23 protein-coding genes are annotated in these 26166 nt (G+C 65.0%); 18 read left to right on the top strand and 5 right to left on the bottom strand.

Going from position 1 to position 26166, the window contains the following annotated elements; all coding sequences use genetic code 11:
• Positions 1 to 117 precede the first annotated feature (117 nt).
• A complete protein-coding gene (locus tag NVS32_RS09305) occupies positions 118 to 1656 on the bottom strand; it encodes a DEAD/DEAH box helicase (protein ID WP_258499566.1) in 1539 nt (512 codons plus the stop codon).
• Between the two features lie 221 nt (positions 1657 to 1877).
• Between NVS32_RS09305 and NVS32_RS09300 the strand changes: the two genes are divergently transcribed.
• Complete coding sequence (locus NVS32_RS09300) at positions 1878 to 2399, top strand: helix-turn-helix domain-containing protein (RefSeq protein WP_258499565.1); 522 nt, start codon at positions 1878 to 1880, stop codon at positions 2397 to 2399.
• A 78-nt stretch (positions 2400 to 2477) separates the two neighbouring features.
• Here the strand turns inward: NVS32_RS09300 and NVS32_RS09295 are convergent, their stop codons facing one another.
• Both NVS32_RS09295 and NVS32_RS09290 read right to left on the bottom strand, forming a co-directional pair.
• Positions 2478 to 4067, bottom strand: a complete 1590-nt coding sequence (locus NVS32_RS09295; protein ID WP_258499564.1) for a CAP domain-containing protein — start codon at positions 4065 to 4067, stop codon at positions 2478 to 2480.
• A gap of 229 nt (positions 4068 to 4296) precedes the next feature.
• Positions 4297 to 5859: an InlB B-repeat-containing protein gene (locus NVS32_RS09290; RefSeq protein ID WP_258499563.1), complete on the bottom strand. Its 1563-nt coding sequence runs from the start codon at positions 5857 to 5859 to the stop codon at positions 4297 to 4299.
• A gap of 63 nt (positions 5860 to 5922) precedes the next feature.
• Between NVS32_RS09290 and NVS32_RS09285 the strand changes: the two genes are divergently transcribed.
• From NVS32_RS09285 to NVS32_RS09225, 13 genes are all read left to right on the top strand, one after another.
• Positions 5923 to 6204 carry a hypothetical protein gene (locus NVS32_RS09285; protein ID WP_258499562.1) on the top strand — a complete coding sequence of 94 codons (282 nt, stop codon included), beginning with the start codon at positions 5923 to 5925 and terminating at the stop codon, positions 6202 to 6204.
• 297 nt (positions 6205 to 6501) lie between these two features.
• The gene (locus NVS32_RS09280; RefSeq protein WP_258499561.1) at positions 6502 to 7233 is read left to right on the top strand and encodes a VUT family protein; all 732 of its coding nucleotides are present in this window, start codon (positions 6502 to 6504) and stop codon (positions 7231 to 7233) included.
• Entirely contained in the window at positions 7230 to 7964 is a 735-nt protein-coding gene (locus NVS32_RS09275; protein WP_258499560.1) for an SDR family NAD(P)-dependent oxidoreductase, read from the top strand. The genes NVS32_RS09280 and NVS32_RS09275 overlap by 4 nt, the downstream gene beginning before the upstream one ends.
• A 6-nt stretch (positions 7965 to 7970) precedes the next feature.
• Positions 7971 to 8573 carry a pentapeptide repeat-containing protein gene (locus NVS32_RS09270; RefSeq protein ID WP_258499559.1) on the top strand — a complete coding sequence of 201 codons (603 nt, stop codon included), beginning with the start codon at positions 7971 to 7973 and terminating at the stop codon, positions 8571 to 8573.
• Positions 8574 to 8715: 142 nt separating this feature from the next.
• A complete protein-coding gene (locus tag NVS32_RS09265; protein WP_258499558.1) occupies positions 8716 to 9690 on the top strand; it encodes a 3-hydroxyacyl-CoA dehydrogenase in 975 nt (324 codons plus the stop codon).
• A gap of 155 nt (positions 9691 to 9845) precedes the next feature.
• On the top strand, positions 9846 to 11294 hold the full coding sequence (locus NVS32_RS09260) for a sugar nucleotide-binding protein (protein ID WP_258499557.1): 1449 nt from the start codon (positions 9846 to 9848) through the stop codon (positions 11292 to 11294).
• A gap of 44 nt (positions 11295 to 11338) precedes the next feature.
• Positions 11339 to 12361, top strand: a complete 1023-nt coding sequence (gene rfbB / locus NVS32_RS09255; RefSeq protein WP_258499556.1) for a dTDP-glucose 4,6-dehydratase — start codon at positions 11339 to 11341, stop codon at positions 12359 to 12361.
• Positions 12362 to 12500: 139 nt separating this feature from the next.
• Positions 12501 to 13259, top strand: a complete 759-nt coding sequence (gene amaP / locus NVS32_RS09250; protein WP_258499555.1) for an alkaline shock response membrane anchor protein AmaP — start codon at positions 12501 to 12503, stop codon at positions 13257 to 13259.
• Positions 13260 to 13261: 2 nt separating this feature from the next.
• Positions 13262 to 13681: a DUF2273 domain-containing protein gene (locus NVS32_RS09245; protein WP_258499554.1), complete on the top strand. Its 420-nt coding sequence runs from the start codon at positions 13262 to 13264 to the stop codon at positions 13679 to 13681.
• A 60-nt stretch (positions 13682 to 13741) separates the two neighbouring features.
• Complete coding sequence (locus tag NVS32_RS09240; RefSeq protein ID WP_258499553.1) at positions 13742 to 14305, top strand: Asp23/Gls24 family envelope stress response protein; 564 nt, start codon at positions 13742 to 13744, stop codon at positions 14303 to 14305.
• A 3-nt stretch (positions 14306 to 14308) separates the two neighbouring features.
• Positions 14309 to 15658 (top strand): Mur ligase family protein, encoded by a 1350-nt coding sequence (locus NVS32_RS09235; RefSeq protein ID WP_258499552.1) that lies wholly within the window; start codon positions 14309 to 14311, stop codon positions 15656 to 15658.
• The gene (locus NVS32_RS09230) at positions 15651 to 16430 is read left to right on the top strand and encodes a type 1 glutamine amidotransferase (RefSeq protein ID WP_258499551.1); all 780 of its coding nucleotides are present in this window, start codon (positions 15651 to 15653) and stop codon (positions 16428 to 16430) included. Before NVS32_RS09235 ends, NVS32_RS09230 begins: the two co-directional genes overlap by 8 nt.
• 61 nt (positions 16431 to 16491) lie before the next feature.
• Complete coding sequence (locus NVS32_RS09225) at positions 16492 to 17436, top strand: ribokinase (RefSeq protein ID WP_258499550.1); 945 nt, start codon at positions 16492 to 16494, stop codon at positions 17434 to 17436.
• Between the two features lie 23 nt (positions 17437 to 17459).
• On the opposite strand, the gene NVS32_RS09220 is transcribed toward NVS32_RS09225, so the two are convergent.
• Positions 17460 to 19493, bottom strand: coding sequence for a DUF6541 family protein (locus NVS32_RS09220; protein ID WP_258499548.1), 2034 nt, complete (start codon positions 19491 to 19493; stop codon positions 17460 to 17462).
• Between the two features lie 234 nt (positions 19494 to 19727).
• Between NVS32_RS09220 and NVS32_RS09215 the strand changes: the two genes are divergently transcribed.
• Positions 19728 to 20852 carry a glycosyltransferase family 2 protein gene (locus NVS32_RS09215; RefSeq protein ID WP_258499547.1) on the top strand — a complete coding sequence of 375 codons (1125 nt, stop codon included), beginning with the start codon at positions 19728 to 19730 and terminating at the stop codon, positions 20850 to 20852.
• Positions 20849 to 21877: a glycosyltransferase family 2 protein gene (locus NVS32_RS09210; protein WP_258499545.1), complete on the top strand. Its 1029-nt coding sequence runs from the start codon at positions 20849 to 20851 to the stop codon at positions 21875 to 21877. The genes NVS32_RS09215 and NVS32_RS09210 overlap by 4 nt, the downstream gene beginning before the upstream one ends.
• Before the next feature lie 45 nt (positions 21878 to 21922).
• Here NVS32_RS09210 and NVS32_RS09205 read toward each other — a convergent pair whose 3' ends face one another.
• The gene (locus NVS32_RS09205; RefSeq protein WP_258499544.1) at positions 21923 to 22573 is read right to left on the bottom strand and encodes an HAD family hydrolase; all 651 of its coding nucleotides are present in this window, start codon (positions 22571 to 22573) and stop codon (positions 21923 to 21925) included.
• Between the two features lie 209 nt (positions 22574 to 22782).
• Here NVS32_RS09205 and NVS32_RS09200 point away from each other — a divergent pair, with 209 nt between their 5' ends.
• Both NVS32_RS09200 and aspS read left to right on the top strand, forming a co-directional pair.
• Positions 22783 to 24147, top strand: coding sequence for a CapA family protein (locus tag NVS32_RS09200; RefSeq protein ID WP_258499543.1), 1365 nt, complete (start codon positions 22783 to 22785; stop codon positions 24145 to 24147).
• Between the two features lie 201 nt (positions 24148 to 24348).
• Positions 24349 to 26115 (top strand): aspartate--tRNA ligase, encoded by a 1767-nt coding sequence (aspS, locus tag NVS32_RS09195; RefSeq protein ID WP_258499542.1) that lies wholly within the window; start codon positions 24349 to 24351, stop codon positions 26113 to 26115.
• The last annotated feature ends 51 nt before the right edge of the window (positions 26116 to 26166 follow it).

Raw genomic sequence — 26166 nt, 5'->3', positions numbered from 1 at the left:
TCACAACTTCTAAAATAATTACGCTGCATCGAAAGGCAGTTCGGCGCAACGGAGCGATTTTTTGTGTAACGAGAAGCGTTTCGATGCAGGACAGCTGCCCAAACGTTGCTGAGAGACCTAGCGGCGCGGCATGTCGCCGTGGTCGCCGGGATGGCGTCGGCCCTTTTCCCTGCCTGCCCAGCCGGCTGTATTTCGACCCTCTGCCTGAGAACGCTGCTGAGGGGCGGATTTTCCGCGGCGACGGCCCGCATTGGGCTTCTCGGGCGGGATGGCGCTCTCGACTGGCCGGCCCTTGCTGGCCGTACGTTTTGGTTGCGCCTTGCGCTGGTGCTGGGAGCGGCTCGCCACGATCTCCGCGGTGCGGGCCATGCGCTCCTCGCGGCGCTCGTCCACCAGCTTCTTGCGCTCCTTCTTGCCAGGCAGACGGTCAGCGGGCGTGCGATTGGGGTCAAGTACCAGCGGTTTCTCGCCCAAAGGGATGCCCTGCGCACGGGGGTACACGGGGATGTTCTTGCCCATGAGCTGCTCGATGTCGCGCAGGTCGAATTCTTCCTCGGGCGTGGCGAAGGTGAGCGCCCAGCCATATTCGCCCGCGCGTCCGGTGCGTCCAATGCGGTGGATGTAGTCCTCGGCGTCCGAGGGCACGTCGAGGTTGACCACATATGCCACGTTGGGGATGTCAATGCCGCGTGCCAGGACGTCGGTTGCCACCAGTACGCCCACCTCGCCGTCGGCAAAGCGCCTCAGCGCGCTGGCACGCTGGTTCTGGTTGCGGTTGCCGTGAATGGGGGCGCACTCGATGCCTGCCTTGCGCAGGTGCCGGCAGACGGCGTCGGCGCGGTGCTTGCCGCGCACAAAGACAATCACGCGCTCTGCGCCTTCGCGGTGCAAGATCTCGATGAGGGCGTCGTTTTTGGCCTCGTGCGAGATGGGCAGCACGTATTGGTCAATCGTCTCGGCGGCCGTTCCCTTGTGCGCTATTTCGATGCGCACGGGGTTGTTGACCAGCGACTTTGTGTTGTCCAGAACGTCATCGGAGAGCGTTGCCGAGAAAAGCAGGGTCTGGCGTGAGGCCGGCGTCTTGGTCACGATGCGGCGCATGTCGGGCAGGAAGCCCATGTCGAGCATGCGGTCGGCCTCGTCCAGAACGAGGGTCTCTACCTGCGAGAGGTTGCAGTCTCCCGAGTTGATGAGGTCGATAAGGCGTCCCGGCGTGGCAACCACCAGGTCGCATCCCTTGCGGAGCGCGGCGCGCTGCGGCTCGTAGGAGACGCCGCCCACGAGGACCGTGGCCGTGTGCCCTGTGCGGGCGCAGATGGCATTTGCGACCTCCTCGATCTGGGCGGCAAGCTCGCGCGTGGGCGTGACCACGAGCATGAGCGGCCCCTGCCCGTGGCGCGCGTGGCCCAGGCGGTCGAGTGCGGGAAGCAGGAAGGCAGCCGTCTTCCCGGTGCCCGTCTGCGCGGCGGCCATAACATCGGTACCTGCGAGAATGACGGGAATCGAGGCAGCCTGGACTGGCGTGGGCGCCTCATAGCCCATGTCGCTCACGGCGGCAAGGGCGCGATCGGAGAGGCCGAGGTCCTCGAAGCGGGTGGGGAGGTCCTTCTCGGCAGTGATAGTGGTTGATGCGGTGGTGCTGCGGCGCTTGGCCATGAAGTGGTGCTCCTAACAACGGGAAAACGTGCGAGGGACTAGCTTACGCGATTCCCCGCGTGCACATCGAGTCACCATCTTCTGGCGCAGTGTGTGGGACAAACGTACTGGTAGATGGCACGACAGTTCTGTTGTCGTGCCGTTGTTGTCCATGCAAGCTATGCTTTCTTGAGCGGAGTCTTCGCCCGGGTGATGCTGGGCCCAGGAGGGGAGGGGAACCGATGGAATTTGGCGAGAGGGTCAAGGCCGTGCGCACCGGCGCGGGCCTCACGCAGGAGCAGTTCGCGTCGCGCCTTGGGGTGACGCGGCAGGCGGTCTCCAATTGGGAGAACGGCCGCAACCTGCCAGACATCGAGGTGGTCATCGCCATGTCCCAGACGTTTGGCGTCTCCCTCGACGAGCTCATCCTGGGAGGAGAAGGCATGGCAGACAAGACAGACGAGAAGAACGACATGGCCGACAAGCTCATCCGCGATGGCAGTGAGGGCAGGTGGATGCGCATGAGCCTCGCGATGTCCCTTGTGGGGGCGATGCTCATTGTGGTCGCGGTGGTGCTGGCCGTGGTGGCCGAGAACTCAGTGAGCTACGTGGACGCGAGCGACATGCTGCTCGAGGACTTCTGGCTGGTGCCTGTGGGCTACGCGTGCGCGGCAGCCGGCATGCTCGTGCTGCTCGCGAACTTTGTCGCGCAGCTGCGGCGCCGGAAGCGTCTAACGGGCTCGTACAGGCCTATGGGGAAGTAGCTGCAGCAAAACGCCCGCCAGCGGATACGCTGACGGGCGTGTCTCTGCGCACAGAGACACTGGGCTTCTGTTGCGCGACTACCTCGATACGGCGTAGAAGGCAATCGACTCCTGATTCCAGCCGATAGCCCCAAGCTGGCAGTACTCATCCCAGCTCGTGGTGTAGAGGTGGGTGCCCTGGGTGAGCCACCGGTTGAAGAGCCGGTAGATGGGCACGCGCTGCTGGTCGTCGGAGTACGCCATGATGCCCTCGCCGCTCCAGCCGATGGAGCAGAGGTACTGGTACTCGTCGTAGGACTCGGTGAAGAGGTGCTCGCCGGACCACTGGTTGTACAGGCGGTACATGGTCACGGTCTGGGTCTGCTGGTTTCCAGAGTCGGGTGTCGTGGGCTGGCTGGGCTGGCTTGGGTTATCCGGCGTGGTCGGCTGGCTCGGCGATGAGAAATTGACGTCGTAGCTCAGCGTTACGGCAGAGCCTGACTTGGAGGTAATCCCGGATACATCCACGTGGTACGTGCCTTCGTAGGAGGAGCCAACGTTGCTGCTGCCGGGGTCGAAGATGATGGCGTTGGGAACGGCATACCAATTTGTGTCTACATTGAAGAAGCCGCCGGTTGGCGTCGAGCCGCTGCTGAAGTTCCACACAGTGCCGTCGCTCTCCCGGGTGACGGTCACCTTGACGGAGCTGGCGCTGGGCGTGCTGTATTCTGCGGGGTTGAGCGTGATTGACCATGGGGTGCCAGGTTCGAACGCGCTGCCGAGCATGTCACCGGAGGCTGGCCAGGCGATAAAGTCGTAGTCGTTTCTTGTTGTTGTGCTGGTGGTGCCGTAGGAGCTGTCGTAAAGCTCCTCGTTCCATGGGTTATCCATCACCCGCACTGCAGTGTACCAACAGTCCCACTCTCCAATGGGTACTCCGGCGGCCCCTATGCCCAACTGCTTGACTCCAGGATTGAGCAGCCAACGCCTGTGGCCGATCATTTTGCGGTTGCTGGAATCGGAATCATCCATAAAGCTACCAATAGCCTTGATGAGGAAGTTGTAATGCCCCCCATAGGACGGGGATTCTGACAGGCTGCTTGTCGAGACGGCGTACTTGCCGGCCTTAGCTTGGGCGTCGGTGATTTTATCGGGCGTGGATGGGAAGTGATCGAGTCCTTTGTTGAGCTTTGCCAGGATTAGCGCTCCCTGCGCGGCGTTGGCATTAAGCGTGGAGTCAAGCGTGATGGTGTCAAGTCCTGCCTGCTGGCGCATGAAGTTGATGTAGGCCTGTGAGTACGCGAGCGCATCATCGCTCAGGACGCCGGCGGTGTACGCGGTGTCGCTCGACGTGGTATCCGAAGGCGTCGAAAAGGCAACGTCGGAGTTAGGCTCCTCCGGCAGGCTCTGCCACAGTGCCGTGAGCTGCGCCAACGTAAGGCGCTTTCCCGAGATGCCGCTCTGTGTGGCCACAGATGGCGCGGTGGTACCCGTGGCAACGGTTGCCCCGCTCGAGGCAGGCGGGCTCACCGGGCTTCCGCTTGCCGTGTTGTCTGCGCGGGCTGCCACTGGCATTGCGGTAGCGGCGAGCAGGGCGAGAAGAACCGCCAGCACTCCTCGGCCAACATGCCTCAAGGCGTGAAGGCGCAGTTCCTCGTGTCCGTGGGTGGTAGATGACGTCCTCTTCATGGGTGACCTCAAGACCATGCGGGGGCTACATACAGACGCTCATACACCTTTAGGAGGACTTAGCATTGTAAATATTAGTAAGGAGTCTTGTTGTTAGCTTGAATGTAGCTTTCGCAAAATCGCGCTTGCGTAGCCCGGAGTCGAGGCGTGTCGGGGGCGAGAAGAACGGCCGGGTCGAAATAATTCGACCCGGCCGCTGTGGCCGTTCGTTTGTATATCGGCTGGGCAGCTAGCTGCGGTTGCGCTTACGTGAACTCATAACGACAAGCGCTGCTCCGCCGGCGACGAGCGCAACGAGCGCATAGACGGGCATGGTGGCGTCGGAGGTGTTGGGAACCTTCGCGGCAGGGGCATTGGGCGCGGGCTTGGGCGCTGCAGGAGGCTCGGACTTCTCGTCCGTGCCCTGCTCCGTGTTCTGGGAGCCTTCCTGCGTGACCTTGGACCACTTTGCAACCAGCGTGATGTCCTCGGTGACGGGCTTGGAGAAGTCGTACTTCTCTCCGTCGAGGAGCCAGCCGTCGAAGGCGTAGCCATCGCGGGTGGGGTCCTGTGGCGCGGTGGCCGTAGCGCCATCGTTGACGGTCTGGGCGGGCGTCGAGGTGTTGCCATCGGGATCCGAGAAGGTCACGGTGTGCGTGATCTGCTTCCACTGCGCGTACAGCGTGACCGTGGCGCCATTCTCGATGGTTAGGTTCTTGACCGTTGCGGCGTCTGCGTAGGCATTGCCCGTTCCGTCTGCCTTCGTGTTCCAGCCCGCGAAGGTGTAGCCCTTGCGAGAGAACGCGCATGCCGCAAGCGTTGCGTCAGCGTCGTAGACGGCGTCGAGGGAGGTCATGGTTCCCGTCGCGTCATCAGCGTTCTTGTCGAACGCGATGATGTACTTGATGGCCATGGGCTTCACAAGCTCGTAGCTGCGCGGAGCTGCGCTGGATACCACGATGGCTGTCTTGTCGTCCCCCGTGAGGGCGCTGGCGGTGAACACGTGGTGCTCGGAATCGATGGCATACCTGCCGGTGTTTGCACCCTTGGGCAGCAGGCTTGCGTCATCGACAAAGGCGGCGCCATTATCGAGCGAGTAGGTGTAGCCTCCAACGCTGTACGAATCGAGTGTCTGGTTGTACTGGTAGTACGCGGGAGCGCCCTCTACGTCCTTGCCGTCCTTCGTAAGCTTGAGCGAGTACTGAATCGTGTTGTTGTTCTTGTTCTCGCCAAAGTAGTCGGCGTTGATTGCCGCGACCTTGCCGTTGGACTTGTCTACCGTGGCATCGATGAACTGCTTGGTGGAGCCGTCCTTGTTAGTGAGGCAGTTGGTAAGTGTGTTGTTCGTAAAGCTGATGTCGTCTACACCGTCGAGGTGCACCACGCGGTGGTGGCCAATGCCGTTAAACGTGCTGTTGGTGACCGAAAGCTCTACGTGGGAATTCGGGTAGTACATCGGGTAGGTGTTGGAGTAGGTCCCCTTGATTGCGCCGTAGTTGTTGGGCGTAAACGTGCAGGAGTCGACGCTTGCCTTGGCCTGCCCGCTGAGCCAGAGCTCATAGTGCTGGCGCTTTGAAGCGAGGCTGTCGTCGTTCTCGTAGCTAGGATCCGCGATGCCAAAGGTGCAGTTCTTGAACGTTGCCGACTGGTAGCTGTCGAGGTGATTGCTGGCGCTTCCCACCATGTAGCCCTCGGTGAATGTGACGTTCGTGAAGGTCTGTGTGGCCGCGTTACTGCCAAGGTAGTAGAACTCCCAAGCCCCAGCAGCCTCATAAAGTTCTGGGCGCCTGTCGTTGAGGGTGAGGTCGCTCATAGAAAGTGGGACGCCATTCTCGCCATCGGCACGGCCGTTTGGCGTGGTATAAAGCACCACCTCATGGCTGCCGGTGAGGTTGACCTGCGCGTTGTTGGTGCCCTTGATGGTGACGCTGGTAACTCCCTCGGGCGCGAGCGTGTTGTACGCACCGCCATTGCCGCCATCGAACGCAGCCGTACCGCTTACGGTGTACGTGATATCGCCCTTGGTGCCATTGGCCTTGACGGCAGCGGCGGCATCGGTAAGCGAACTGTATGTTGCATCACTTCCGGTGACCTTTACCGTCCCTCCCTCTGCGAACGCGAGCGTGGGGAAGACAAACGCCGCTGCGCAGACAATTGAGACAATCGTTGCGAGCAGCCCGCGGGTCTCCTCATTACCTTGACTGAGCAGTCCATATGGGCCTCCTTTGTCTCAATGGCTGGCCATTGAGTCTGAAAGACACTTAAGAGAATTCTAAGCATTACGCAAGGTTGCTTCTAGGAAATTAGGTGCATGTGACAAGCGAGAGGTACGAGCGACTTGCTCGTCGTCCCACGGCGGCGCCTCGTGCGCTACTATGTTCTGCGGCCGCACGGGCGGCCCTCCAAGCAGTCCCAGGTAAAACCTGCTTGCTAATCCAAAACCGGGAGACAGCGCATGCTCAAGCGAACCCTTGAGGACTACAAGGTCCTCCTCAGAAACATCCCCAGTGGTACCGTTACGCTCTTTGTGGTGAGCGTCATCGTGATGAACCTCCTCGCGAACAAGGAGCTGGTGTCGCTCCCATGGCTGGCGCTCGATTGCGGCATCACCGTGAGCTGGGTGAGCTTCCTCTGCATGGACATGATCTGCAAGCGCTTTGGCGCCAACGCCTCCATCAAGGTGAGCGTTCTCGCCGAGGCCATCAACCTGGCCGTGTGCCTGCTCTTCTGGCTCATGAGCCTCACGCCCGGCATGTGGGGAGCCTACTACAGCACGGACAGCATCCAGGTGAATGACGCGCTCAACGCCACCTTTGGCGGCACCTGGTACGTGGTGTTTGGCTCGACCGTCTCCATGCTCTGCTCGTCTGTCGCGAACTCGCTGCTCAACGAGGGGATTGGCCGTAGGCTCAAGAAGAACACCTTTGGGACCTTTGCGCTGCGCTCCTACGTGAGCACGATGGTGGGCCAGTTTGTGGACAACTTTGTCTTTGCCACCATCGTGAGCCACACCTTCTTTGGCTGGACCTGGGCGCAGGTGGTCATGTGCTCGCTCACAGGCGCGCTCGTTGAGCTTGCATGCGAGGTGTTCCTCTCGCCGGTGGGCTTCCGCGTGGTTCGCAGCTGGGAGCGCGAGGGCGTGGGCGAGAACTACCTGCGCCTGCACGGCGTGGAGGCCACGAGATGAGACAAGGGGAAACTCCCTTTGTCTCATTGCCGCTTGACGCTGGGGGACGTTCGCTGAACGTGCTGGTCACAGGCACGTCGCGCGGCATCGGCCGGGTAACGGCGGAGCTCTTCCTTGCGCGCGGGCATCGCGTGTGGGGGCTCGACGTGCTTCCAGCTTCGATTGAGCATCCGCGTTACCAGCATTTTGTTGCCGACGTGCGGGGCCGAGAAGTGCTGCCGGCAGACCTTGCGCCGCAGGTCATCGTGAGCAACGCGGGCGTGCAGGACAGCGGCGCGGACATCGACGTCAACCTCAAGGGTGCCATTAACGTGTGCGAGCGCTACGCGTTTGCGCCGGGAGGCCGTACGCCAGCGCCGCAGGTCCGCGCTGTTGTGCTGCTGGGCTCATCGAGCGGCCACACCGGCGCGGAGTTCCCCGAGTACGCAGCGTCGAAGGGAGGGGTTCTCGCCTACGCAAAGAACCTCGCTCAGCGCCTGGCACCCCAGGCCACCTGCAACAGCGTGGATCCCGGCGGTGTCCTGACCGAGCTCAACCGCCCCGTAATGGACGACCCCGTGCTCTGGGATCGCATCATGTCCCTCACGCCGCTGCGTCGCTGGGCGACGCCGGAGGAGATTGCCGAGTGGATCTACTTCGTTGGGGTGACTAACCGCTTTATGACGGGGCAGAACCTCCTCATCGATGGTGGCGAGGCTGGAAGCTTCGATTTCGTGTGGCCCGAGGAGTAGAACGCCATGAGCGAGATACTCGAAGCCATAGCTCAGAGTGACGGAGACGTTCGCGGCCGCGAGTTTGTGGGGGAGGACCTCTCGGGAGAGGACCTTGGCCACGTGGAGTTTGAGGACTGCACTTTCCGCGGGTGCGTCCTGGCCTCCGCGCGGCTGGAGCGCCCAAGCTTCGAGCGCTGCGCGTTTGAGGGCTGCGACCTGGCAAACGTTGCGGGCAACACCGGCTTCTGGCGGGACTCGAGGGTCGAGGACTGCCGCCTTGTGGGCGCGGACCTCCACAAGTCCGTCTTGGTGCGCACACGCTTTACGGGCTGCAACCTCTCGTACGTTGGCCTTGCCGAGTCGAAGCTCGAGCGTGTCTCGTTCACGAACTGCGACCTGCGCGAGGCGTCTCTCTCGCAGCTTCGTCTGCGCAGCCGGCTGGTGCTCGAGGGCTGTGACCTCATGCGCGCGGAGCTCTTCCAGACGAGGCTCGCGGGCGTCGACCTCACGAGCTGCAACATCGCGGGCGTCCGCATGAGCGACACGTTTCGCGAGCTGCGCGATGCCACCGTGGGCATCGACCAGCTGCCAGACCTTGCGGGCTTGCTCGGCGTGAAGCTGCGATGAGACAAAGGGACTGTCCCTTTGTCTCATGCGGCGGCGCGGCGCTTCTCGCCGCCTGCGTATTTCCGCTTCACTTTCTTCTTCGCCAGGGCCATAACGTACGGGTGGGTTAAACGTATAACCTCATCGAAGGGACTCGTGGACCATGGACATCAAGGACGTAAAAAAGGTAACCATCGCAGGCTGCGGCACCGAGGGCAGCCAGATTTCCTCGATGGTGGCGTACAAGGGCTTCGAGACCACCGTGTGGCTGCGCAGCGAAGGTTCCATAGATCGCGCAAAGCCCCGGTTGGAGTCCGTACGCAAGCAGATTCTCGGTGAGCTTGACGCGTGGAAGGCCGATCGCGGCGAGTACTGCCGCGGCCTCTCGGACGAGAAGGACCTCACTGACGAACAGATTGACCAGCTCAGGGCCCAGGCCGAGGAGCGCCTCTCGCACATTTGCCTCACTACCAGCGCAGAGGAGGCCTTCTCGGACGCGGACGTCGTCATCGAGTGCATTAACGAGGACCCTGCCCAGAAGCGCGCGTTCTACGAGAAGATCTCGGGCATCATGCCCGAGAAGACGCTGCTCCTCACTGACTCGTCGACCTTCCTGCCAAGCACCTTTGCCGATGCGACCGGTCGCCCTGACCGCTACATGACGCTGCACTTTGCCAACCAGATTTGGCGCAACAACCTCACCGAGCTCATGCGCCACGACCGCACCAGCGACGAGTCCTTCGAACTTGCCGAGCAGTTCTCCCATGCCATTGGCATGGTCCCCCTCAAGCTCAACAAGGAGCAGCCCGGCTACATCCTCAACACGCTCCTCATTCCGTGGTTCAAGGCGGCGATGTGCCTTGTGGCGTCCGGTGTGACGGATCCTGCCACGGTTGACCTGTGCTGGGAGCTCGACACCGGCGCCCGTCCCGACCAGACCCCGTTCCGCAAGATTGACAAGGTCGGCCTGCCGCTGGCGCTCAAGATCATCTCCATGGAGCCTGGCGCGGATGACCCCTCCACCCCGGCAGGCATGATGGTTGCGCTGCTCAAGAGCTATGTGGATGCAGGCAAGACTGGCATTGCCGTGGACGAGGGCTTCTACAAGTATGACGAGAACGGAAACGTGATCAAGTAGGTTCCTGCTTGCGCGCAGATGGATGAGACAAAGGGACTGTCCCTTTGTCTCATCGCGTGCCCGTTGTCTGGACTTTGTTCGTTGGCGCCCCTGGCCGCGCGGTGCTCGCGTATCTTGGGATGGTATTCGAGATGCGCAAGGGAAGGGGCTGCCGGATGGAGTTCGAGAAGGAGCTTTCGGTGCAGGAGACCGGCATCGAGGGCCTCAAGGTTGTGGAGCTCTCCGTGCACGGGGACCCCCGCGGCTGGTTCAAGGAGAACTGGCAGAGGGCCAAGATGGTGGCGCTCGGCATCCCCGACCTCCGCGTGGTCCAGAACAACGTCTCCTTCAACGCGGAGCGCGGCGTCACCCGCGGCATCCACGCCGAGCCCTGGGACAAGTTCGTCTCCGTGGCCGCGGGCTCCGTCTTCGGCGCCTGGGTGGACCTGCGCGCCGGCAGCGGGACCTATGGGCGCGTCTTCACCGCGACCCTCGACCCCTCGAGGGCCATCTACGTGCCCCGCGGCGTGGGCAACTCCTTCCAGGCCCTCGAGGACGGCACCGCCTACACCTACCTGGTGGACGCCCACTGGTCCGCGGAGCTGAGGGGGACCTACACGTTCGTGAACCTCGCCGACCCCGCGCTCGGCATCGACTGGCCCATCCCGCTCTCCGAGGCCACGCTCTCGGAGGCTGACAAGGGGCACCCGATGCTCGCGGACGTCGTCCCCATGGCGCCGAGGAGGACCCTCGTCACCGGCTGCAAGGGCCAGCTGGGACGGGCCGTGCGGGCGCTCTCCGAGGAGCGCGGGGTCGCGGGCACCTTCGACTTCTGCGACATCGATACCTTCGACTTCTCCGACCCCTCCCAGTACTCCCGCTACGACTGGGACCTCTACGGCACCGTGGTCAACTGCGGCGCCTACACCGCGGTCGACGGGGCGGAGACCGCCGAGGGGCGCCTGGCCGCCTGGAGGGCCAACGCGACCGGGCCGGCCCTGCTCGCCCGGACCTGCGCCGAGCACGGCATCACGCTCGTCCACGTCTCCTCCGACTACGTCTTCGACGGCACCCGCGAGGTCCACGACGAGGCGGAGCCGCTCAGCCCGCTCAGCGTCTACGGCCAGTCCAAGGCCGCGGGCGACCTCGCCGTGGCGGGCTGCCCCAGGCACTACGTGCTGCGCTCCAGCTGGGTCATGGGCGACGGCCGCAACTTCGCGCGCACCATGGCCGCGCTCTCGGACCGCGTGGCGGACCCGGGCGACCCCCTGGGCCGCGTCGCCGTGGTGGACGACCAGCTGGGCCGCCCCACCTTCACGCGCGACATGGCCGCCGCGATCCTCCACCTGCTGGGATCCCGCGCCCCGTACGGCACCTACGACTGCACCGGCTCCGGGCGCGTCGCCAGCTGGGCGGAGGTCGCCCGCGAGGTCTTCGACCTCAGGAACGGCAACGGGGACGCCGTCGCGCCCGTCTCCACCGCGGAGTACTACGCCGGCGCCGAGGGGCCCGTCGCCCCGCGCCCCGCCCACTCGGCCCTCGACCTCTCGAGGCTGGAGGCCACGGGCTTCTCCATGCCCGACTGGGAGCAGGGCCTGGGGGAGTACGTGCGCGGTCTGGCGTAGGGTGGCGCGACACAGGGAAGACGACCAATAGGGAGGACTAGTACATGGCAGGGGACGCCTTCAAGCCCAGGAACATCATCGTCACCGGTGGCTGCGGGTTCATCGGCAGCAACTTCGTCCGCTGGGTGGCGGCCAACCACCCCGAGTGCCACGTGACGGTGCTCGACAAGCTCACCTACGCCGGCAACCCCGAGAACATCGCGGGGCTGCCCGCCTCGCAGGTCGAGCTCGTCGTGGGCGACGTGTGCGACGCCGGCCTGCTCGACCGCCTGGTCCCGGGCCACGACGCGATCGTGCACTACGCGGCGGAGTCGCACAACGACAACTCGATAGCGGACCCGGAGCCGTTCGTCCAGACCAACGTGGTGGGCACCTACCGGCTGCTCCAGGCGGCGAGGAAGTACGACGTGCGCTACCACCACGTCTCAACCGACGAGGTCTACGGCGACCTCGCGCTCGGCGAGCCGCGCCGCTTCGAGCCGGACGACCCCTACCGTCCGAGCTCGCCCTACTCGAGCACCAAGGCCTCCTCCGACCTGCTCGTGCGCGCCTGGCACCGCACCTACGGCGTGCGCGCCACGATCTCCAACTGCTCGAACAACTACGGGCCCTACCAGCACGTCGAGAAGTTCATCCCGCGCCAGGTCACGAACGTCCTCTGCGGCATCCGCCCCAAGCTCTACGGCACGGGCGAGAACGTGCGCGACTGGATCCACACCGAGGACCACTCCCGCGCGGTCTGGGACATCCTCACGAGGGGCCGCATCGGCGAGACCTACCTCATAGGCGCGAACGGTGAGCGCTCCAACATCGACGTCCTGCGCGAGATACTCCGCCAGATGGGCCGTCCCGAGGACGACTTCGACTGGGTGCGCGACCGCCCCGGTCACGACCGCCGCTACGCCATCGACCCCACCAAGCTCGAGCGCGAGCTCGGCTGGGAGCCCCTCCATACCGACTTCCGTGAGGGCCTCGCCCAGACCATCGAGTGGTACCGCGACCACGAGGGCTGGTGGCGCCCCGCCAAGGAGGCCACCGAGGCCAAGTACGCGGCGCAGGGGCGGTAGGCCAGCGCCGCACCGCCAGCTCGCCGTCCCGGACGGCGTCCCGGGGCGGCCCAATTAGCGTCGCGCCAAAGGGGTATGCTCTTCTTTGTCAGGCCGGCGGCGGGGGCTGCCGGGACGGCGCTCGATAGGGGAGTTGCGCATGGGTGGTTTCAAGCGCTTCTGCATGTTTGTCTTCTCGCTGTCTGGGCTTCTGTGCCTGGCGGCGTTTGTGCTCACGTGGCTGGGTCCTTGGACGGCCCAGGCCTCGGCGCTCTTCTCGCTACCTGAGTACTACACCGCGGTCGAGGTGCTGCTCCTCATCACGGTGGTGGGGCTGCTCATCCTGCTCTTTCGTTCGATCTTCTCGCGTCGCGTGCGCACCGTCGAAGTGACCACCGTCGACGGCGGCACCATCTCGGTCTCGCGCGACGCCATTGCGTCGCAGGCCAAGCATACGGTCGAGGCCGATGGCACCTGCTCGGCAGACCGCGTCTTTGTAAGCGCCAAGAAGCGCGGTCATGTGAGGGTGCACGTGCGCGTGCTGCCGCACGAGAGCGTGGACGTGGTGCAGAAGGGCACCGAGCTCCACGAGGAGCTGGTGAGGGGCCTTACGGCCGTGTGCGGCGATAAGCTCGAGGACGTGAGCCTGGAGTTTGTGGAGCCCAAGGAGCCCGCAGCCGCGCCGACGACGGGTGACGTGAGCGTGTCCGCCCCCGCGGGCTCACCCGCCTCGGCCGCGGCCTACTCGACGGATGACGATCAGCCAAATACCACCGTGCCCTCCTACGAGGAGGCCCTGGCGCCCGCGCCGCAGGAAGCGTCCTACGGTGCCATCACGGTTCCCATGGGCACGGGGCACGACGGGACGTCCTTCTCGGCCGAGAGCGATGAGGACCACGACAAGGGCGGGGAGGCCTAGCCATGAGCGACGATTTCAACAAGGCGCCACGGGCAAAGGTCGAGGCCGAGGAGCCGCAGCAGCACAAGGACGAGCAGCGCGAGGCCTCGAAGGTGCCTGGCGCGCAGCAGGACGCAGCATCTGCAGGCACGTCGCAGGAGGGTGCGGCCCAGGCCAGCGCCAAGAGCGACCAAAGCACCCAGAATGGGGTCAGCAGGGCCTCTGCCTGGGTGAGCAGGACCTTCCCCGGTCACGAGAACGCCTTCCTGGGTGGCGTCTGCGGGCTTGTGGTTGCTATCGTGATGGCGGCCATCGGCTTCTGGCGCACGCTGCTGCTGGTGCTTCTCGTGCTCATTGGCGTGGCCATTGGCCAGCAGGCAGATGGCGACCCCAAGATCCTGCGCGCGCTGGGCAAGATCTTCAGGGACCACGACACGCACTAGGCGCCGCAGTGCGGCATCGCCCTACATAGCAATCATCAGCCCACATCAAGAGGAGCGAGCATGGACACAGAGAACAGCACACGGGAGGCCGAGGCCCCGGCAGAGGCCGGCATCGTTGCCACTGCGGCATCCGCCGCCCAGCCCGAGCCCATCCAGGGTCAGGACATAGACATCGCAGACGATTCAGACTCCGAGGATTCCCTCACGTTCTCCAATGGCGTCATCGAGAAGATCGTCGCCATCGCGATGCGCGACGTGCCCGGCGTGGTGGGCATGAAGGGCAGCTGGCTCAACCGCGTGCAGGACGCGTTTGGCGCCTCCGACACCACCAAGGGCGTCTCGGTCGAGGTCACGCCCGAGAGCGCCGTCAAGGTGAACGTCTCGGTGCTCATCGAGTACGGCGCCTACGCGCCGCAGGTCTTCGAGGACGTCAAGAAGGCCATCGTGAAGCAGGTCACGGGCATGACGGGCCTGGAGGTCGCGGGTGTCAACCTGCGCATCGAGGACGTCCTCACGCCCGAGGAGTACAAGCGCAGCGTTGAGGCCGAGAAGGACGTCGAGGATCCCGCGGACGTCGCAGACGACAAGGCGCCGGTAGCCGCTGCCCGCGGCGGGAAGGCGTAGCGCATGGGAGTTCGCAACGCCTGCGCCGTTGGCCTGGGGCGGCTCACGTCATGGGGCCTGCGGCGCGTGCTCCATCGCAACGCCTCCCAGATGCCCGGCAGGGTTACCCTGGCACTTGACCCCAACGCCATAGCCCACCTGGCACCCAAGCTCTCCGAGGGCGCCATTGTGGTCTGCGGCACCAACGGCAAGACAACCACCAACAACGTGCTGGCCAATGCCATCGAGCGCTCTGGCCGCACGGTGCTGTGCAACCGTGCGGGCGCCAACATGGCTGCCGGCGTGGCTGCCGCGCTGCTGCCCGGCAGCGGTGCGGACTGGGCGGTCATGGAGGCCGACGAGCTCTCGACCGTCCACATCCTGCCGCAGCTGCAGCCCCGCTACCTCGTGCTTCTCAACCTTTTCCGCGACCAGCTCGATCGAGCTGGCGAGATTGACCACGTGCAGGACACCATCGTTGCCGCGCTTGCGGCCTCGCCTTCGACCACCCTCGTGGTGTGCGGGGATGACCCGCTTTCCGTGGGCGTGGCGCTCCGCGCGCAGAAGGCGGGCACCAAGGTCCTGGCCTTTGGCATTGGGGAGGACCTCCATCTTCCTCCCGACCGCGTGCCCGAGGCTCGCTTTTGCCAGGTGTGCGGAGCCGAGCTTGCCTACGACTACCGTGCCTACGCCCAGCTTGGCGCCTTCCGTTGCCCCAACGGCGACTTCGGGCGCCCCAAGCTCGACTTTGTTGCCACCGCCGTGCGCGTGGACGCCCACGGCGTGGCCTTTGATGTGGCCTTTCCCGAGGGAGGCACGGCGCACGTCTCGGCAGGCTTTGGCGGCGTGTACATGGTCTACAACCTGCTTGCCGCCGCCGCGGCGGCGCATCTCGCGGGCGTGGACGCAGCCTCGTTCCAGGCGGCGCTCGACGGCTACCACCCCGAGAACGGTCGTCTGCAGCACTTCACGGTGGGCGGCCGCGAAGTGGTGCTCAACCTGGCCAAGAACCCTACGGGCTTCAACCAGAACATCTCGCTGCTCCAGACGGACACCCGTCCCAAGGCCGTCTTCTTTGTGATCAACGACGACTTCAACGACGGCAAGGACATCTCCTGGATCTGGGACGTTGACTTCGAGCGGCTGCTCTCCGAGAAGGACCTTCTCGCCTTTGCCGGCGGCCACCGCGCAAACGACGTGCAGGTGCGCATGAAGTACGCGGGCATCAAGGCTCCGGTGGCTGCAACCGCGGGCGAGGTCCTGGGCCGCCTTGGCTCGGTGCCGCTGGACAGGCCCCTCTACGTGCTGTGCAACTACTCCGCGCTGTGGCCGGCCAAGGCCGAGCTCGAGGGGATGGGTGAGCGCCATGACTAGCCAAACCGCAGAGAGCCCCACCCCCACGGGCAACCGCACGCTGCGCATTGCCCACCTCTACCCGGAGCTTTTGAACCTCTACGGTGACTCGGGCAACATCCTGTGCCTGCGCCGCCGCATGGAGTGGCGCGGGATCACGCCGGACGTGATGGAGGTCCACGTCGACGACACGCCGTCCTTCTCAGGCGTGGACATTGCCTTCATTGGCGGCGGATCGGACCGCGAGCAGCGCATCGTGTGCGACAAGCTCCTGGCCGAGCAGGCAGAGATCAGGGCCTTCGTGGAGGACGGCGGCGTGCTTGCGGCCGTGTGCGGCGGCTACCAGCTTTTGGGCTCGAGCTACCTCATGGCGGACGAGAAGGTCGAGGGCCTCTCGCTGGTGGACCTCTACACCGACCACGGCGACCCGCGCCTCATTGGCAACATCGTGGTTGAGAGCTCCATCTCGCCGCAGCCCATCGTGGGCTACGAGAACCACGCCGGCCGCACGCACCTGGGCGAGGGCGTCACCCCGCTGGGGCGCGTGCTCTACGGCCACGGCAACGACGGCGTCACCGGCTACGAGGGCGTGCTCTACAAGAACGTGGTGGGCACCTACGTCCACGGGCCGCTTTTGCCCAAGAACCCCGGTGTCGCGGACTACCTCATTGCCCGCGCGATGGAGCGCAAGTACGGCACCGCAGAGCTTGAGCCGCTCGACGATACCGAGGAGCTTGCCGCCAACGAGGTCATGTACCATCGACTCATGGCGGGAGAGGTCCAGGAGAGCTAACGCGTCGCGGGCGGTCCACGTGACCCGCAGGCCGCCGCGCGACACAAGGGATGGAGGGCGCATGTCGAAGGTCATCGTCTTTGGGTCGCTCAACATGGACCTCTCGGTGAGCTGCCCTCGCGTCCCCGAGGCCGGCGAGACCATCATTGGCCAGGGCTTTCTCGCAAGTCCGGGCGGCAAGGGCGCCAACCAGGCCATGGCGTCGGCGCGCATGGGCGCCATCACGCACATGGTGGGTGCCGTGGGCAAGGACGTCTTTGGCACGCGCCTGGTGCAGTCGCTCGTGGAGGCGGACGTCCTCTGCGAGCGCGTGCGCGCCCTGAAGGACGTGCCCACCGGCACAGCCACCATCCTTCGCGCACAGGGCGACAACCGCATTGTGGTAGACCCGGGCGCCAACGCCACCACCCACGCCGACGTGGTCTGCTCCGTGATCGACGACATCGCGGAGCCGGGCGACATCTTCCTTACGCAGCTCGAGTGCGACATGGACGCCACCATGGACGCCATCGCCTATGCGCGCGAGTCCGGCCTCTACACCATCTTGAACGCTGCCCCGGCGGCACCGCTCTCATCGGACATCTACCAGTCGATCGACCTTCTCTGCGTCAACGAGACCGAGTGCCAGGCGCTCACGGACATCTCGCCCGAGACCGAGAAGGGCTGCATGCGCGCGCTCATGGCCTTCTCGGCACGCGGCGTGGCGACCACGGTCATCACGCTGGGGTCGCGCGGGTCGGTCGCGCTCATCGCCGACGACATGTACCGCGTGGAGCCCTACCAGGTGGATGCGGTGGATACCACGGCGGCGGGCGACACGTACCTTGGCGCCCTGGCGGCGCAGCTCTCCCATGGGCTCGACATCGTCGACGCCATGCGCTGGGCCTCGGCGGCAGGTGCGCTGGCCACCACCCGCGAGGGCGCCCAGCGCTCGATCCCCACCTTCGCTGAGGTCGAGAGTGAGACAAGGGGACAGTCCCCTTGTCTCATCGATGATGGTGAATGAGACAAAGGGACTGTCCCTTTGTCTCATTTGATGCGGTAGAGCTTGTAGCCATTCTCCTCGAGCGCCAACTCAAATCCGGGCGTGTCGTCGGTAATGTAGTTGATGCCGCGCCACTTGGTGGCGTCGTAGGTGTCCTTCACGAAGGTGTTGTTGCGCTCGTCGGTGCTCATGACCAGGACGTAGTGCGTTCCCACAGATTCCACTGCCTCTTGCACCTGCGGGTCGTTGGCAATGTTGTAGAGCCTCTGGCGGATCACGCGGCTCTGCCAGGTCTCGCTGCTCGAGCCATAGCCCGAGAAGTAGCGGTAGTAGCAGCGCAGCCCCGTGACGCCGTAGCCAAAGACGCTGCCGTCGAAGGGCTGGTTGATGACAAGCTCGTCGCCCACCAGGCGGTGGACGCTCTCCATGAAGTCCGCCTCCTGGTAGGTGAGCGGCGCATCATGGGAGTAGGCGCGGTAGGCGTAACTCGCGTAGGTGGCCCAGGGACTGCTCTTCTCGTAGCTAAAGCCGTCACGCGCCTGGCCGGGGTAGAAGAGCGCGAGCGGAATGTAGGCCGCCGCCACGACAATCGTCGCAACCGCAGGAAGCGCCTGCCAGCCGCGTGCCGGCGTCAGGCGCACGAGCCTGCACGCGCCCTCTGCCACGGCGTCCAGTCCGTAAGAGATGAGCGGCACCGAGAAGATCGTGGCCAAAGAGCCAATGCGGTAGGGGTCCGAGTACCAGTACCCAATGAGGACGGACCTAAAGGCGTCGTCCGTGGAGCAGCAGGCCACGTACATCATGTAGGCGGCAATGGCATAGGGCACCACGACCCAGCGCGTGTCTCGGCGAGAGACGAGAAGCACCCCGCCCATAAGCAAAAGCGCCGCGGGGAAGAGCTGTTCGGCGTCGGGCGCGGGCCACATGCCCCGCATGTAGCTCAGGTGCAAGACGTTGGTGAGGGCACCGTCACCCTCGGTGAAGGAGTCCCAGTGGTAGCTCACAAGGTCCGCGAAGGCGGGAATCTTGGTGGCGCCAACCCAGGCCACCATGCAGAAGACGGCAAAGGCCACGGCGAGCGCGCGCGGGCCAATGCACACGCGCGAGCCAAGACGTAGTCGCAGCGAGGAGCTGCCAAGGCGGGCCACGATCCACGGTGCCAGGAAGACTGCCATCGAGAAGACCACGTTGGGGTGGAGAAGCACCGCGCCGCATGTGGAGAGGAACCAGGCAACGAGGTGGTCCACCGTGGCCAGGCGGCTCTCGCCCTGGTCGAAGGCACGCATGAAGAGGGCGCAGAGGGCGGGCAGCATCGCGAAGGCGGCGATGTTGGGGTAGACCGGCCCCCAGTTGCAGATGCCCCACGGGAAGATGGTGAGCGTGAGCGACGCCACGGCGCCCAGCGCCACCACGCGCGTGCGCCCCGGAAAGACCGTCGAGAGCAGCAGCAGCATGGAGAGGGGATAGACCACGGCCATGAGCGCCAGGTTCACGGCGTTGATCGCACTGGTCACGCTCACGTTGGTGGCAAGCGCAACGGTCGCGCACAGGACGTGCCACCCGGAGGGGTAGTAGCCGGTGGGCTGTACGGCCACGAGCGCGTCGGACTCGGTGGAGTAGGAGCTGCCGTCTAGCGGCGACATCGAGAGCGAGTCCATCATCGCGCGGATGGAGTTGATGTGGTGCACCGAGTCGTAGTCCTGGTGGAAGGCGTTGGGGGAGGGGAGGATGCCCGCAAGAAAGACGTAGCCGGCAGCCACGCCGGCAACCAGGAAGACGGCCACCAGGGCCGGATGCACGGCGGGTGCCCCGTCAGGCGATGCGTGTACAAAGCGGTTGCGGAGAAGCGCCGCCGCCAGAAGCAGCGCGGAGGGAAGCCCCACCATCATGGCTGGCGTTGCGGGGACCTGAGCCAGGTAGAGCACCTGGCCCATGAGGCAGATGACGGCCATGCCAAGGGGGGCCGCCGCAAGCAGCGCAGTCATGCGGGGAAGCCCCAGGGTGCGCCCCAGGAGATATCCCGGCAGGCCCAGGAAGAGCAGTGCCACAAGGATCGTTGCGTAGAAGGAGAGCCACATTCCCGTACTGTCCGCTTCGCTCGAGGGTGGGCACGCGCAAGGGACGCGCGTGGTCAGCCCTCCCATCCTAGCCCATGAGGGTGCAGGAGAGGCGGGGATGCAGGAAGAACGCGATGATGCCGCTGGGGAGCCGGTCCGCTCTCATGATGGTTTTGCCGGTCCTGCTCCCCGCGACCCGTGGCGCTGAGGTATGGTCTCTAGAGCGTTGCCGGCGCGAGAAATACGGAGGTCATCGTGAGCAACACCAAGCATCCCCTGGTATCGGTGCTTGTCCCCATCTACAACGTGGAGCGCTACCTCGAGAGGTGCCTCTCGTCGCTGGCTGCCCAGACCTTCAACGACTTCGAGGTCATCTGCGTGAACGACGGCTCCACCGACGCCTCGCCCAACATCGTGCGCGGCTTTGCCGACAGGGACAAGCGCTTCGTCCTGGTGAACAAGGAGAACTCGGGCTACGGCGCGTCCATGAACGTGGGCCTCGACCGCGCCCGCGGCCGCTACGTGGCCATCCTCGAGTCAGACGACTTCTTCGATCCCCAGGCGCTCGAGCTTCTCGTCTATGCCGCCGAGGCCGCAAACGCCGAGGTCGCAAAGGGCAACTTCTGGCTGTACTGGTCTCAGCCAGCCGAGAAGCGCGTGCCCTTCTCGGTTGTCGACGGCCCCATGGTGGGCCGCACCTTCTGCCCGCGCGGGGACGCCGACATCGCGGTATTCTTCCGCAAGTCCTCCATCTGGTCCGCCATCTATCGACGCGACTTCCTGGAGAAGAACGGCATCCGCTTCCTGGAGACGCCGGGTGCCTCGTACCAGGACGTGGGCTTCAACTTCAAGGTATGGGCCGCGGCCAACCGCGCGACCTTCATCGCCGACTGCGTGCTGTGCTACCGCCAGGACAATGAGGCGTCGTCCGTCAAGTCGAGCTCCAAGGCGTACTGCGTGTGCGACGAGTACCAGGCCATGGCCGAGTACGTGAACGAGCACTTCTCGGGCTCCGACGCGGCGCGCCTCACGGGCATCCTCGAGCGCATGAAGCTCGACAGCTACCTCTGGAACTACGACCGCCTGGACCCCAGTCTGCGCCCCGCGTTTGTGGAGCGCATCTCGTACGAGCTGGCAGACGACGTGGCGATGGGCCGCGTGGACCGCAAGCTCTTCGAGCCCGGCGCCGCGGCGGACCTTGACGCGCTAGTCTCGGACCCCGCGCGCTTCGAGCGCTCGCGCAAGGCGTACCGCGCGCCGGGCGGCTCCGTGCTGCGCTACCTTGCGCTGGGCGGCGTCCCGCTGCTGAGAGACGCGCTTTCGTTCAAGGCTCGCAGCCAGTCCGTGCGTCGCACCAACCAGGAGGGGGCGGCGCTGTGAGCCGGCTCTCTGTGGTGGTGCCCGTCTACAACGTCGAGAAGTACCTGGATGCGAGCCTGGGGTCGCTCGAGGACCAGTCGCTCACGGACATCGACATCATCTGCGTGAACGACGGCTCCACCGACGGGTCGCGCGCGGTTCTCGCCCGCTGGGAGGAGCGAGACCCGCGCATACGGGTGGTCGACAAGCCCAACGGGGGGCTCTCCTCGGCGAGAAACGCCGGCATCGACGCGGCCACCACCGAGTACGTGTGCTTCCTCGACTCCGATGACCGCTTCCATCCCAACGCGTGCGCCGAGATGGTGCGCCTTTTGGACCAGACCGGCGCTGACGTGCTCACCTTTGGCGCCACGCTCTGTCCGCCGGACGCGCGCGCCCCTTGGATCGCCCGCGTGCTCTCGCCCCGCGACGCCGTCTTTGAGGGCTACAGCTCCCAGCTCATGTTCCGCGAGAACTCCCGGCCCTTTGCATGGCGCATGGCCGTGAGGAGGGAGTTTCTCGTCCAGGGCAACCTGCGCTTTGACGAGGGCGTTCGCTTTGGCGAGGACCAGATTTTTGCCTTTGCGGTGTACCCTCGCGCCTCGCGCGTGGCGCTCTCGGCCGAGAAGCTCTACGAGTACCGCGTGGTGCGCGAGGGCTCGCTCATGGCTGGCATGAACGCGGACGTGGAGGCCAAGCTGCTTGACCACGTTGCCATCATCGACCATATCCTGGCGGACTGGAAGCGCGGCGGCCTTTTGGGCATGGATGACGCGAACCTCGTGGAGTTCATCATGGAGTACGTGATGCGCGAGGGTATACGCCAGGAAAGCGGCTGCTACCAGCGGGTTGCCGCGGCCCTGCGCAAGGTGCTCCTCTCGCGATGGAGCGAGGAGTACCTGGCCTCGCTGGACGTGCTGCCGGCTACCAAAACCATGCTCCTCAAGGCGACGCTTGACCCCAAGGGGATGCCGCTTGCCGCGCGGCGCGTGCTCACGCTCTCGTACTACCTGGAGCATCATCTGCCGCAGCCCGGGCGCGCGTAGGCCACAGGCGCCGGCTGGGCCACAACGTGGCCACTAGCGTGGCCGCTACGCCAGGATCTTGGCCTCGAGCTGGGCCGGCGTGTCAACGATGGTGGTGGTGCCGTGCTCGACGAGCCACTCCCTGTCGCGGAAACCCCACGAGCAGGACAGGCACGGGCACCCGCAGTTTCTGGCCGTCTCGATGTCGACCTCGGAGTCGCCCACGTAGACCATGCCGTCTACGCTTCTCCCCAGGTCGCGCAGGATCACGTCGATCATGTCGCGGTTGGGCTTGCGCCTGATGCCCGCGCGCTCGCCCATCACGTAGTCGAACTTGCCGGGGTAGAAGTGGTCGATGATGCCCTGCACGGCAAAGTCGGCCTTGTTGGAGACCACGGCGCAGGCCACGCCTGCCGAGCGGAGGTCGTCGATGACCTCGGCCATGCCGGTGTAGGGGCGCGTGGTGTCGAGCTTGTGCTTGTCGTAGTAGGCCTTGAACTTGTCGAAGACCTTGTCGGTGAGGTCTTTGGGCGTGCCCTTGGGCACCGAGAGGTCGATGAGGCGACGGATGCCGTTGCCGGTGAAGAGGCGCACCTCGGCGAGGCTGCGCTCGGGCAGCCCGTATGTGACGAGCGAGTGGTTGACGGCGGTATAGAGGTCGTCAAGCGTGTTGAGCAGCGTGCCGTCAAGGTCGAAGACCGCGGTCTGGTAGGGCATCCCCATCACTCCCACTGCGTCCGTTGGCAGAACCGTTACCCGTAAGGCGGCGCGGCGCGGACGCGCTTGCGTAAGATGAACGTTGGCTAGCCAAACGAGCGTACACGCAAACCCGCGCGCCCGTCGCGCGCTGGCCGCAACGTCACGCAAACCCCAGCTGCGCGCTGTCGCGCAGCTCGAGCCAGGCATGGCGACAAGGAGTGATGGACGTGTCCGAGAAGCCCGCGCACGATGAGGGCCGCGATGCCCCAGATGATGCCGAGAAGACCGCGCCTCGTGCCGTGGCGCCGCTGCCCGTGTACCAGCGCACCCCTCAGCGCACCAGCTACGACTACGTTGACCGCTCGGCTGGCGCCGCGCACGCGCACAACGGCCTGCGCCTGGCACTCTCCGTGCTTGCCGGCATCGTGATTGCTCTGGGCTTTGCCTACGGCGCCTGGACAGTGCAGACGCCCGTTTGGGCTCACGGTGATTCCGGTGCCGAGGAGCCCCAGACCCAGCAGGCTACCGTGGACGATGACAAAGGTGCCGCGGCCCCCACGACCATTGACATCTGCATGGTGGGCGACGTCCTTCTCCACCCCTCGGTCTACTCCTCCGGTCGCACGGCGGACGGTTCCTATGACTTCTCGCACCTCTTTGCCAACGTGAGCAATGAGGTCGCTGCCTGTGACCTTGCCATTCTCGACCAGGAGACCATTCTGGGCGGCACGGAGATGGGGCTTTCGGGCTACCCTGCCTTCAACGGTCCCCAGGAGGTGGGCGACGCCGAGGCAAGTGCGGGCTTTGACGTGGTGCTGCGCGCCAGCAATCACACCATGGACCGCGGCTATGACGGCATCCACTCCGAGCTGGAGTTCTGGCGCACGGCCCATCCCGAGGTCGCGGTTGTTGGCTGCACGGACCCGCTAGCAGATGAGCCGGTGCCAAACGACAAGATCTTTGTGTACGAGAAGGACGGCTTCCGCGTGGCCGTGCTCAACTACACCTACGGCCTCAACGGGTATGCGGATCCCAAGGGCGCCGTGGCCCTGCTGGACGAGGACCGCGTGCGCGAGGACTGCAAGCGGGCACGCGAGGAGGCGGACATGGTGGTGGTGTGCCCGCACTGGGGGAGCGAGAACGTCACCGGACCAGATGGCGAACAGCAGCGTTGGGCGGACCTCTTCCTCGAGTGCGGCGTCGACGTGGTCCTGGGCAACCACCCGCGCGTGATGGGTCCTGTCGAGACCATGACCGGCGCAGACGGCCACACGATGGTCTGCTACTGGTCGGTGGGCAACTTCGTGAGCGGCATGGACGCCCCGCAGAACATGGTCGGCGGCATGGCGCGCGTGCGGCTCGAACGCGATGCCGAAGGGACGTGCCGTGTGGTCTCCTACGGCATGAAGCCCCTGGTCACCCACATTGACCCCGCAGACGAGACAACGTATTTTCTCGCGGACTACACCGATGAGCTTGCCGCAACGAGCAAGCTGCCCTCGGTGACACCCGCCTGGGCACAGGACCTCTGCGCGGACATTCTGGGTGGCGCTTACGATCGCGAGAAGAGCGAGCTTTTCGTCACGCTGTAGGCGTTCCGGCGATTGGTTTGGGGCTTCTCGTCCGATGCGGGCTTTCCGTTAAGGCACGGTTGCGGCCGTGCATGTTGGTGGGCGGTTGCCCTCATTTGGTTTACCATGGCCAATTGCGCGTGCCGCCGCGGTCTACGTCGGCGCGCCGTCATCTGTTGGTCCGCCCGCACGGCACGGGGCGGAAGAGGCGAGAGGAACCACATGTCCTATAGCATGCACACGCACACCTGCGGCGAGCTGCGCGAGTCGAACATCGGCGAGGAGGTCACGCTCACTGGTTGGGTGTGGCACCGCCGCGACCACGGTGGCCTGATTTTTGTTGACCTTCGCGATCGCGCTGGCGTGACCCAGCTCGAGTTTGACCCCGAGGTCTGCGACGAAGCCACCTTCCACGAGGCCGAGACCATCCGTTCCGAGTGGCCCATCATGGTGAGCGGCACCGTGCGCGAGCGCCCGGAGGGACAGAACAACGACAAGCTGGCCACGGGCGCCATTGAGGTCTACGTGACCAAGATCGTGGTGCTCAACAGGTCCAAGACGCCCCCGTTCCAGATCGAGGACCACGTCGACACCGCCGAGGACGTGCGCCTGCGCTACCGTTACCTCGACCTGCGCCGTCCCAAGATGATGTCCAACCTCAAGCTGCGCAGCGACTTCACCTTTGCCCTGCGCGAGGCATTCCACGGCTCCGACTTCATGGAGGTCGAGACCCCCTCGCTCTTCAAGTCCACGCCCGAGGGCGCCCGCGACTTCCTGGTTCCCAGCCGCATGCAGCCGGGCCACTTCTACGCGCTGCCGCAGTCCCCGCAGCTCCTGAAGGAGCTCCTCATGGTGGGCGGCGTCGAGCGCTATTACCAGGTGGCCAAGTGCTTCCGCGACGAGGACCTGCGCAAGGACCGCCAGCCCGAGTTCACCCAGGTGGATGTCGAGATGAGCTTCGTCACCCAGGACGACGTGATGGGCGCGCTCGAGCACGTGCTCGCCGAGGCCTTTGGCAAGATGGGCGTGAAGCTTGAGCTGCCGCTCCGTCGCATCCAGTACTGGGATGCCATGGACACCTACGGCACCGACAAGCCCGACACCCGCTACGGCATGGAGCTCCACGACGTGACGCCGATCTTCTCGGCATCAAAGTTCAAGCTCTTTGCTACCGCCGCAAACACCGAAGGGCGGTACGTCAAGGCCATCAACGCCAAGGGCGCCGGCAAGTGGCCCCGCGCGCGCATCGACCGCCTGGCTGACGTCGCCACCGAGTTTGGCGCCAAGGGCCTGGCGTACATTGCCTTCCGTGAGGACGGCTCGGTGACCAGCCCCATCGTCAAGTTCTTCTCGGATGAGGAGATGGCCGCGCTTCGTGCCGAGATGAACGTGGAGCCCGGCGACCTTGTGATGTTCGCCGTGGAGAGCCGCCTGCACGCTGACGAGATCCTGGGCGGCATGCGCAGCCACATGGCCAACGAGCTTGAGGTGCCGCGCGAGGGCCACGACTTCCTGTGGGTCGTGAACTTCCCCCTGTTCCACTGGGACGAGGACCGCAAGTGCCTGGACTCCGAGCACCAGCCCTTCACCCAGCCCAACGAGGACCAGATCGACCTTCTCGACACCGACCCTCTGGCCATGGGCTCGCACACCTACGACTTTGTCATGGACGGCTACGAGGCCGGCGGTGGCGGCATGCGTATCCACAACGCCAAGCTGCAGGAGAAGATCCTCGAGAAGCTGGGCTTCACGCCCGAGCGCGCCCAGGCGCAGTTTGGCTTCCTCATGAACGCCCTCGAGTTTGGCGCGCCTCCCATGGGCGGCTTTGCGCTGGGCTTGGACCGCGTGTGCATGCTGCTTGCGGGCGCGGACAACATCCGCGAGGTCATGGCGTTCCCCAAGACGGCGAGCGGCTCCGACCTCATGAGCGCAGCGCCGTCCGAGGTCACGGGCGCGCAGCTCAAGGAGGTCTCGCTGAGGCTCCTGTAGGGCTGGGGATTGTTGCGGCTGGCGTCCCGCAGCTGCGTGTGACGCCGCACA

The sequence above is a fragment of the Tractidigestivibacter montrealensis genome, from assembly GCF_024741235.1.
GTDB classification, from domain to species: Bacteria; Actinomycetota; Coriobacteriia; order Coriobacteriales; family Atopobiaceae; genus Tractidigestivibacter; species Tractidigestivibacter montrealensis.
This window is presented reverse-complemented; position numbering and strand designations above follow the sequence as displayed.

Bases quoted from the DNA above. Each gene is read 5' to 3' on its own strand.
- NVS32_RS09305 (WP_258499566.1), bottom strand. From the start codon at position 1,656: ATGGCCAAGCGCCGCAGCACCACCGCATCAACCACTATCACTGCCGAG.
- NVS32_RS09300 (WP_258499565.1), top strand. From the start codon at position 1,878: ATGGAATTTGGCGAGAGGGTCAAGGCCGTGCGCACCGGCGCGGGCCTC.
- NVS32_RS09295 (WP_258499564.1), bottom strand. From the start codon at position 4,067: ATGAAGAGGACGTCATCTACCACCCACGGACACGAGGAACTGCGCCTT.
- NVS32_RS09290 (WP_258499563.1), bottom strand. From the start codon at position 5,859: ATGAGCGACCTCACCCTCAACGACAGGCGCCCAGAACTTTATGAGGCT.
- NVS32_RS09285 (WP_258499562.1), top strand. From the start codon at position 5,923: ATGGCTGCCGGTGAGGTTGACCTGCGCGTTGTTGGTGCCCTTGATGGT.
- NVS32_RS09280 (WP_258499561.1), top strand. From the start codon at position 6,502: ATGCTCAAGCGAACCCTTGAGGACTACAAGGTCCTCCTCAGAAACATC.
- NVS32_RS09275 (WP_258499560.1), top strand. From the start codon at position 7,230: ATGAGACAAGGGGAAACTCCCTTTGTCTCATTGCCGCTTGACGCTGGG.
- NVS32_RS09270 (WP_258499559.1), top strand. From the start codon at position 7,971: ATGAGCGAGATACTCGAAGCCATAGCTCAGAGTGACGGAGACGTTCGC.
- NVS32_RS09265 (WP_258499558.1), top strand. From the start codon at position 8,716: ATGGACATCAAGGACGTAAAAAAGGTAACCATCGCAGGCTGCGGCACC.
- NVS32_RS09260 (WP_258499557.1), top strand. From the start codon at position 9,846: ATGGAGTTCGAGAAGGAGCTTTCGGTGCAGGAGACCGGCATCGAGGGC.
- rfbB (WP_258499556.1), top strand. From the start codon at position 11,339: ATGGCAGGGGACGCCTTCAAGCCCAGGAACATCATCGTCACCGGTGGC.
- amaP (WP_258499555.1), top strand. From the start codon at position 12,501: ATGGGTGGTTTCAAGCGCTTCTGCATGTTTGTCTTCTCGCTGTCTGGG.
- NVS32_RS09245 (WP_258499554.1), top strand. From the start codon at position 13,262: ATGAGCGACGATTTCAACAAGGCGCCACGGGCAAAGGTCGAGGCCGAG.
- NVS32_RS09240 (WP_258499553.1), top strand. From the start codon at position 13,742: ATGGACACAGAGAACAGCACACGGGAGGCCGAGGCCCCGGCAGAGGCC.
- NVS32_RS09235 (WP_258499552.1), top strand. From the start codon at position 14,309: ATGGGAGTTCGCAACGCCTGCGCCGTTGGCCTGGGGCGGCTCACGTCA.
- NVS32_RS09230 (WP_258499551.1), top strand. From the start codon at position 15,651: ATGACTAGCCAAACCGCAGAGAGCCCCACCCCCACGGGCAACCGCACG.
- NVS32_RS09225 (WP_258499550.1), top strand. From the start codon at position 16,492: ATGTCGAAGGTCATCGTCTTTGGGTCGCTCAACATGGACCTCTCGGTG.
- NVS32_RS09220 (WP_258499548.1), bottom strand. From the start codon at position 19,493: ATGTGGCTCTCCTTCTACGCAACGATCCTTGTGGCACTGCTCTTCCTG.
- NVS32_RS09205 (WP_258499544.1), bottom strand. From the start codon at position 22,573: ATGCCCTACCAGACCGCGGTCTTCGACCTTGACGGCACGCTGCTCAAC.
- aspS (WP_258499542.1), top strand. From the start codon at position 24,349: ATGTCCTATAGCATGCACACGCACACCTGCGGCGAGCTGCGCGAGTCG.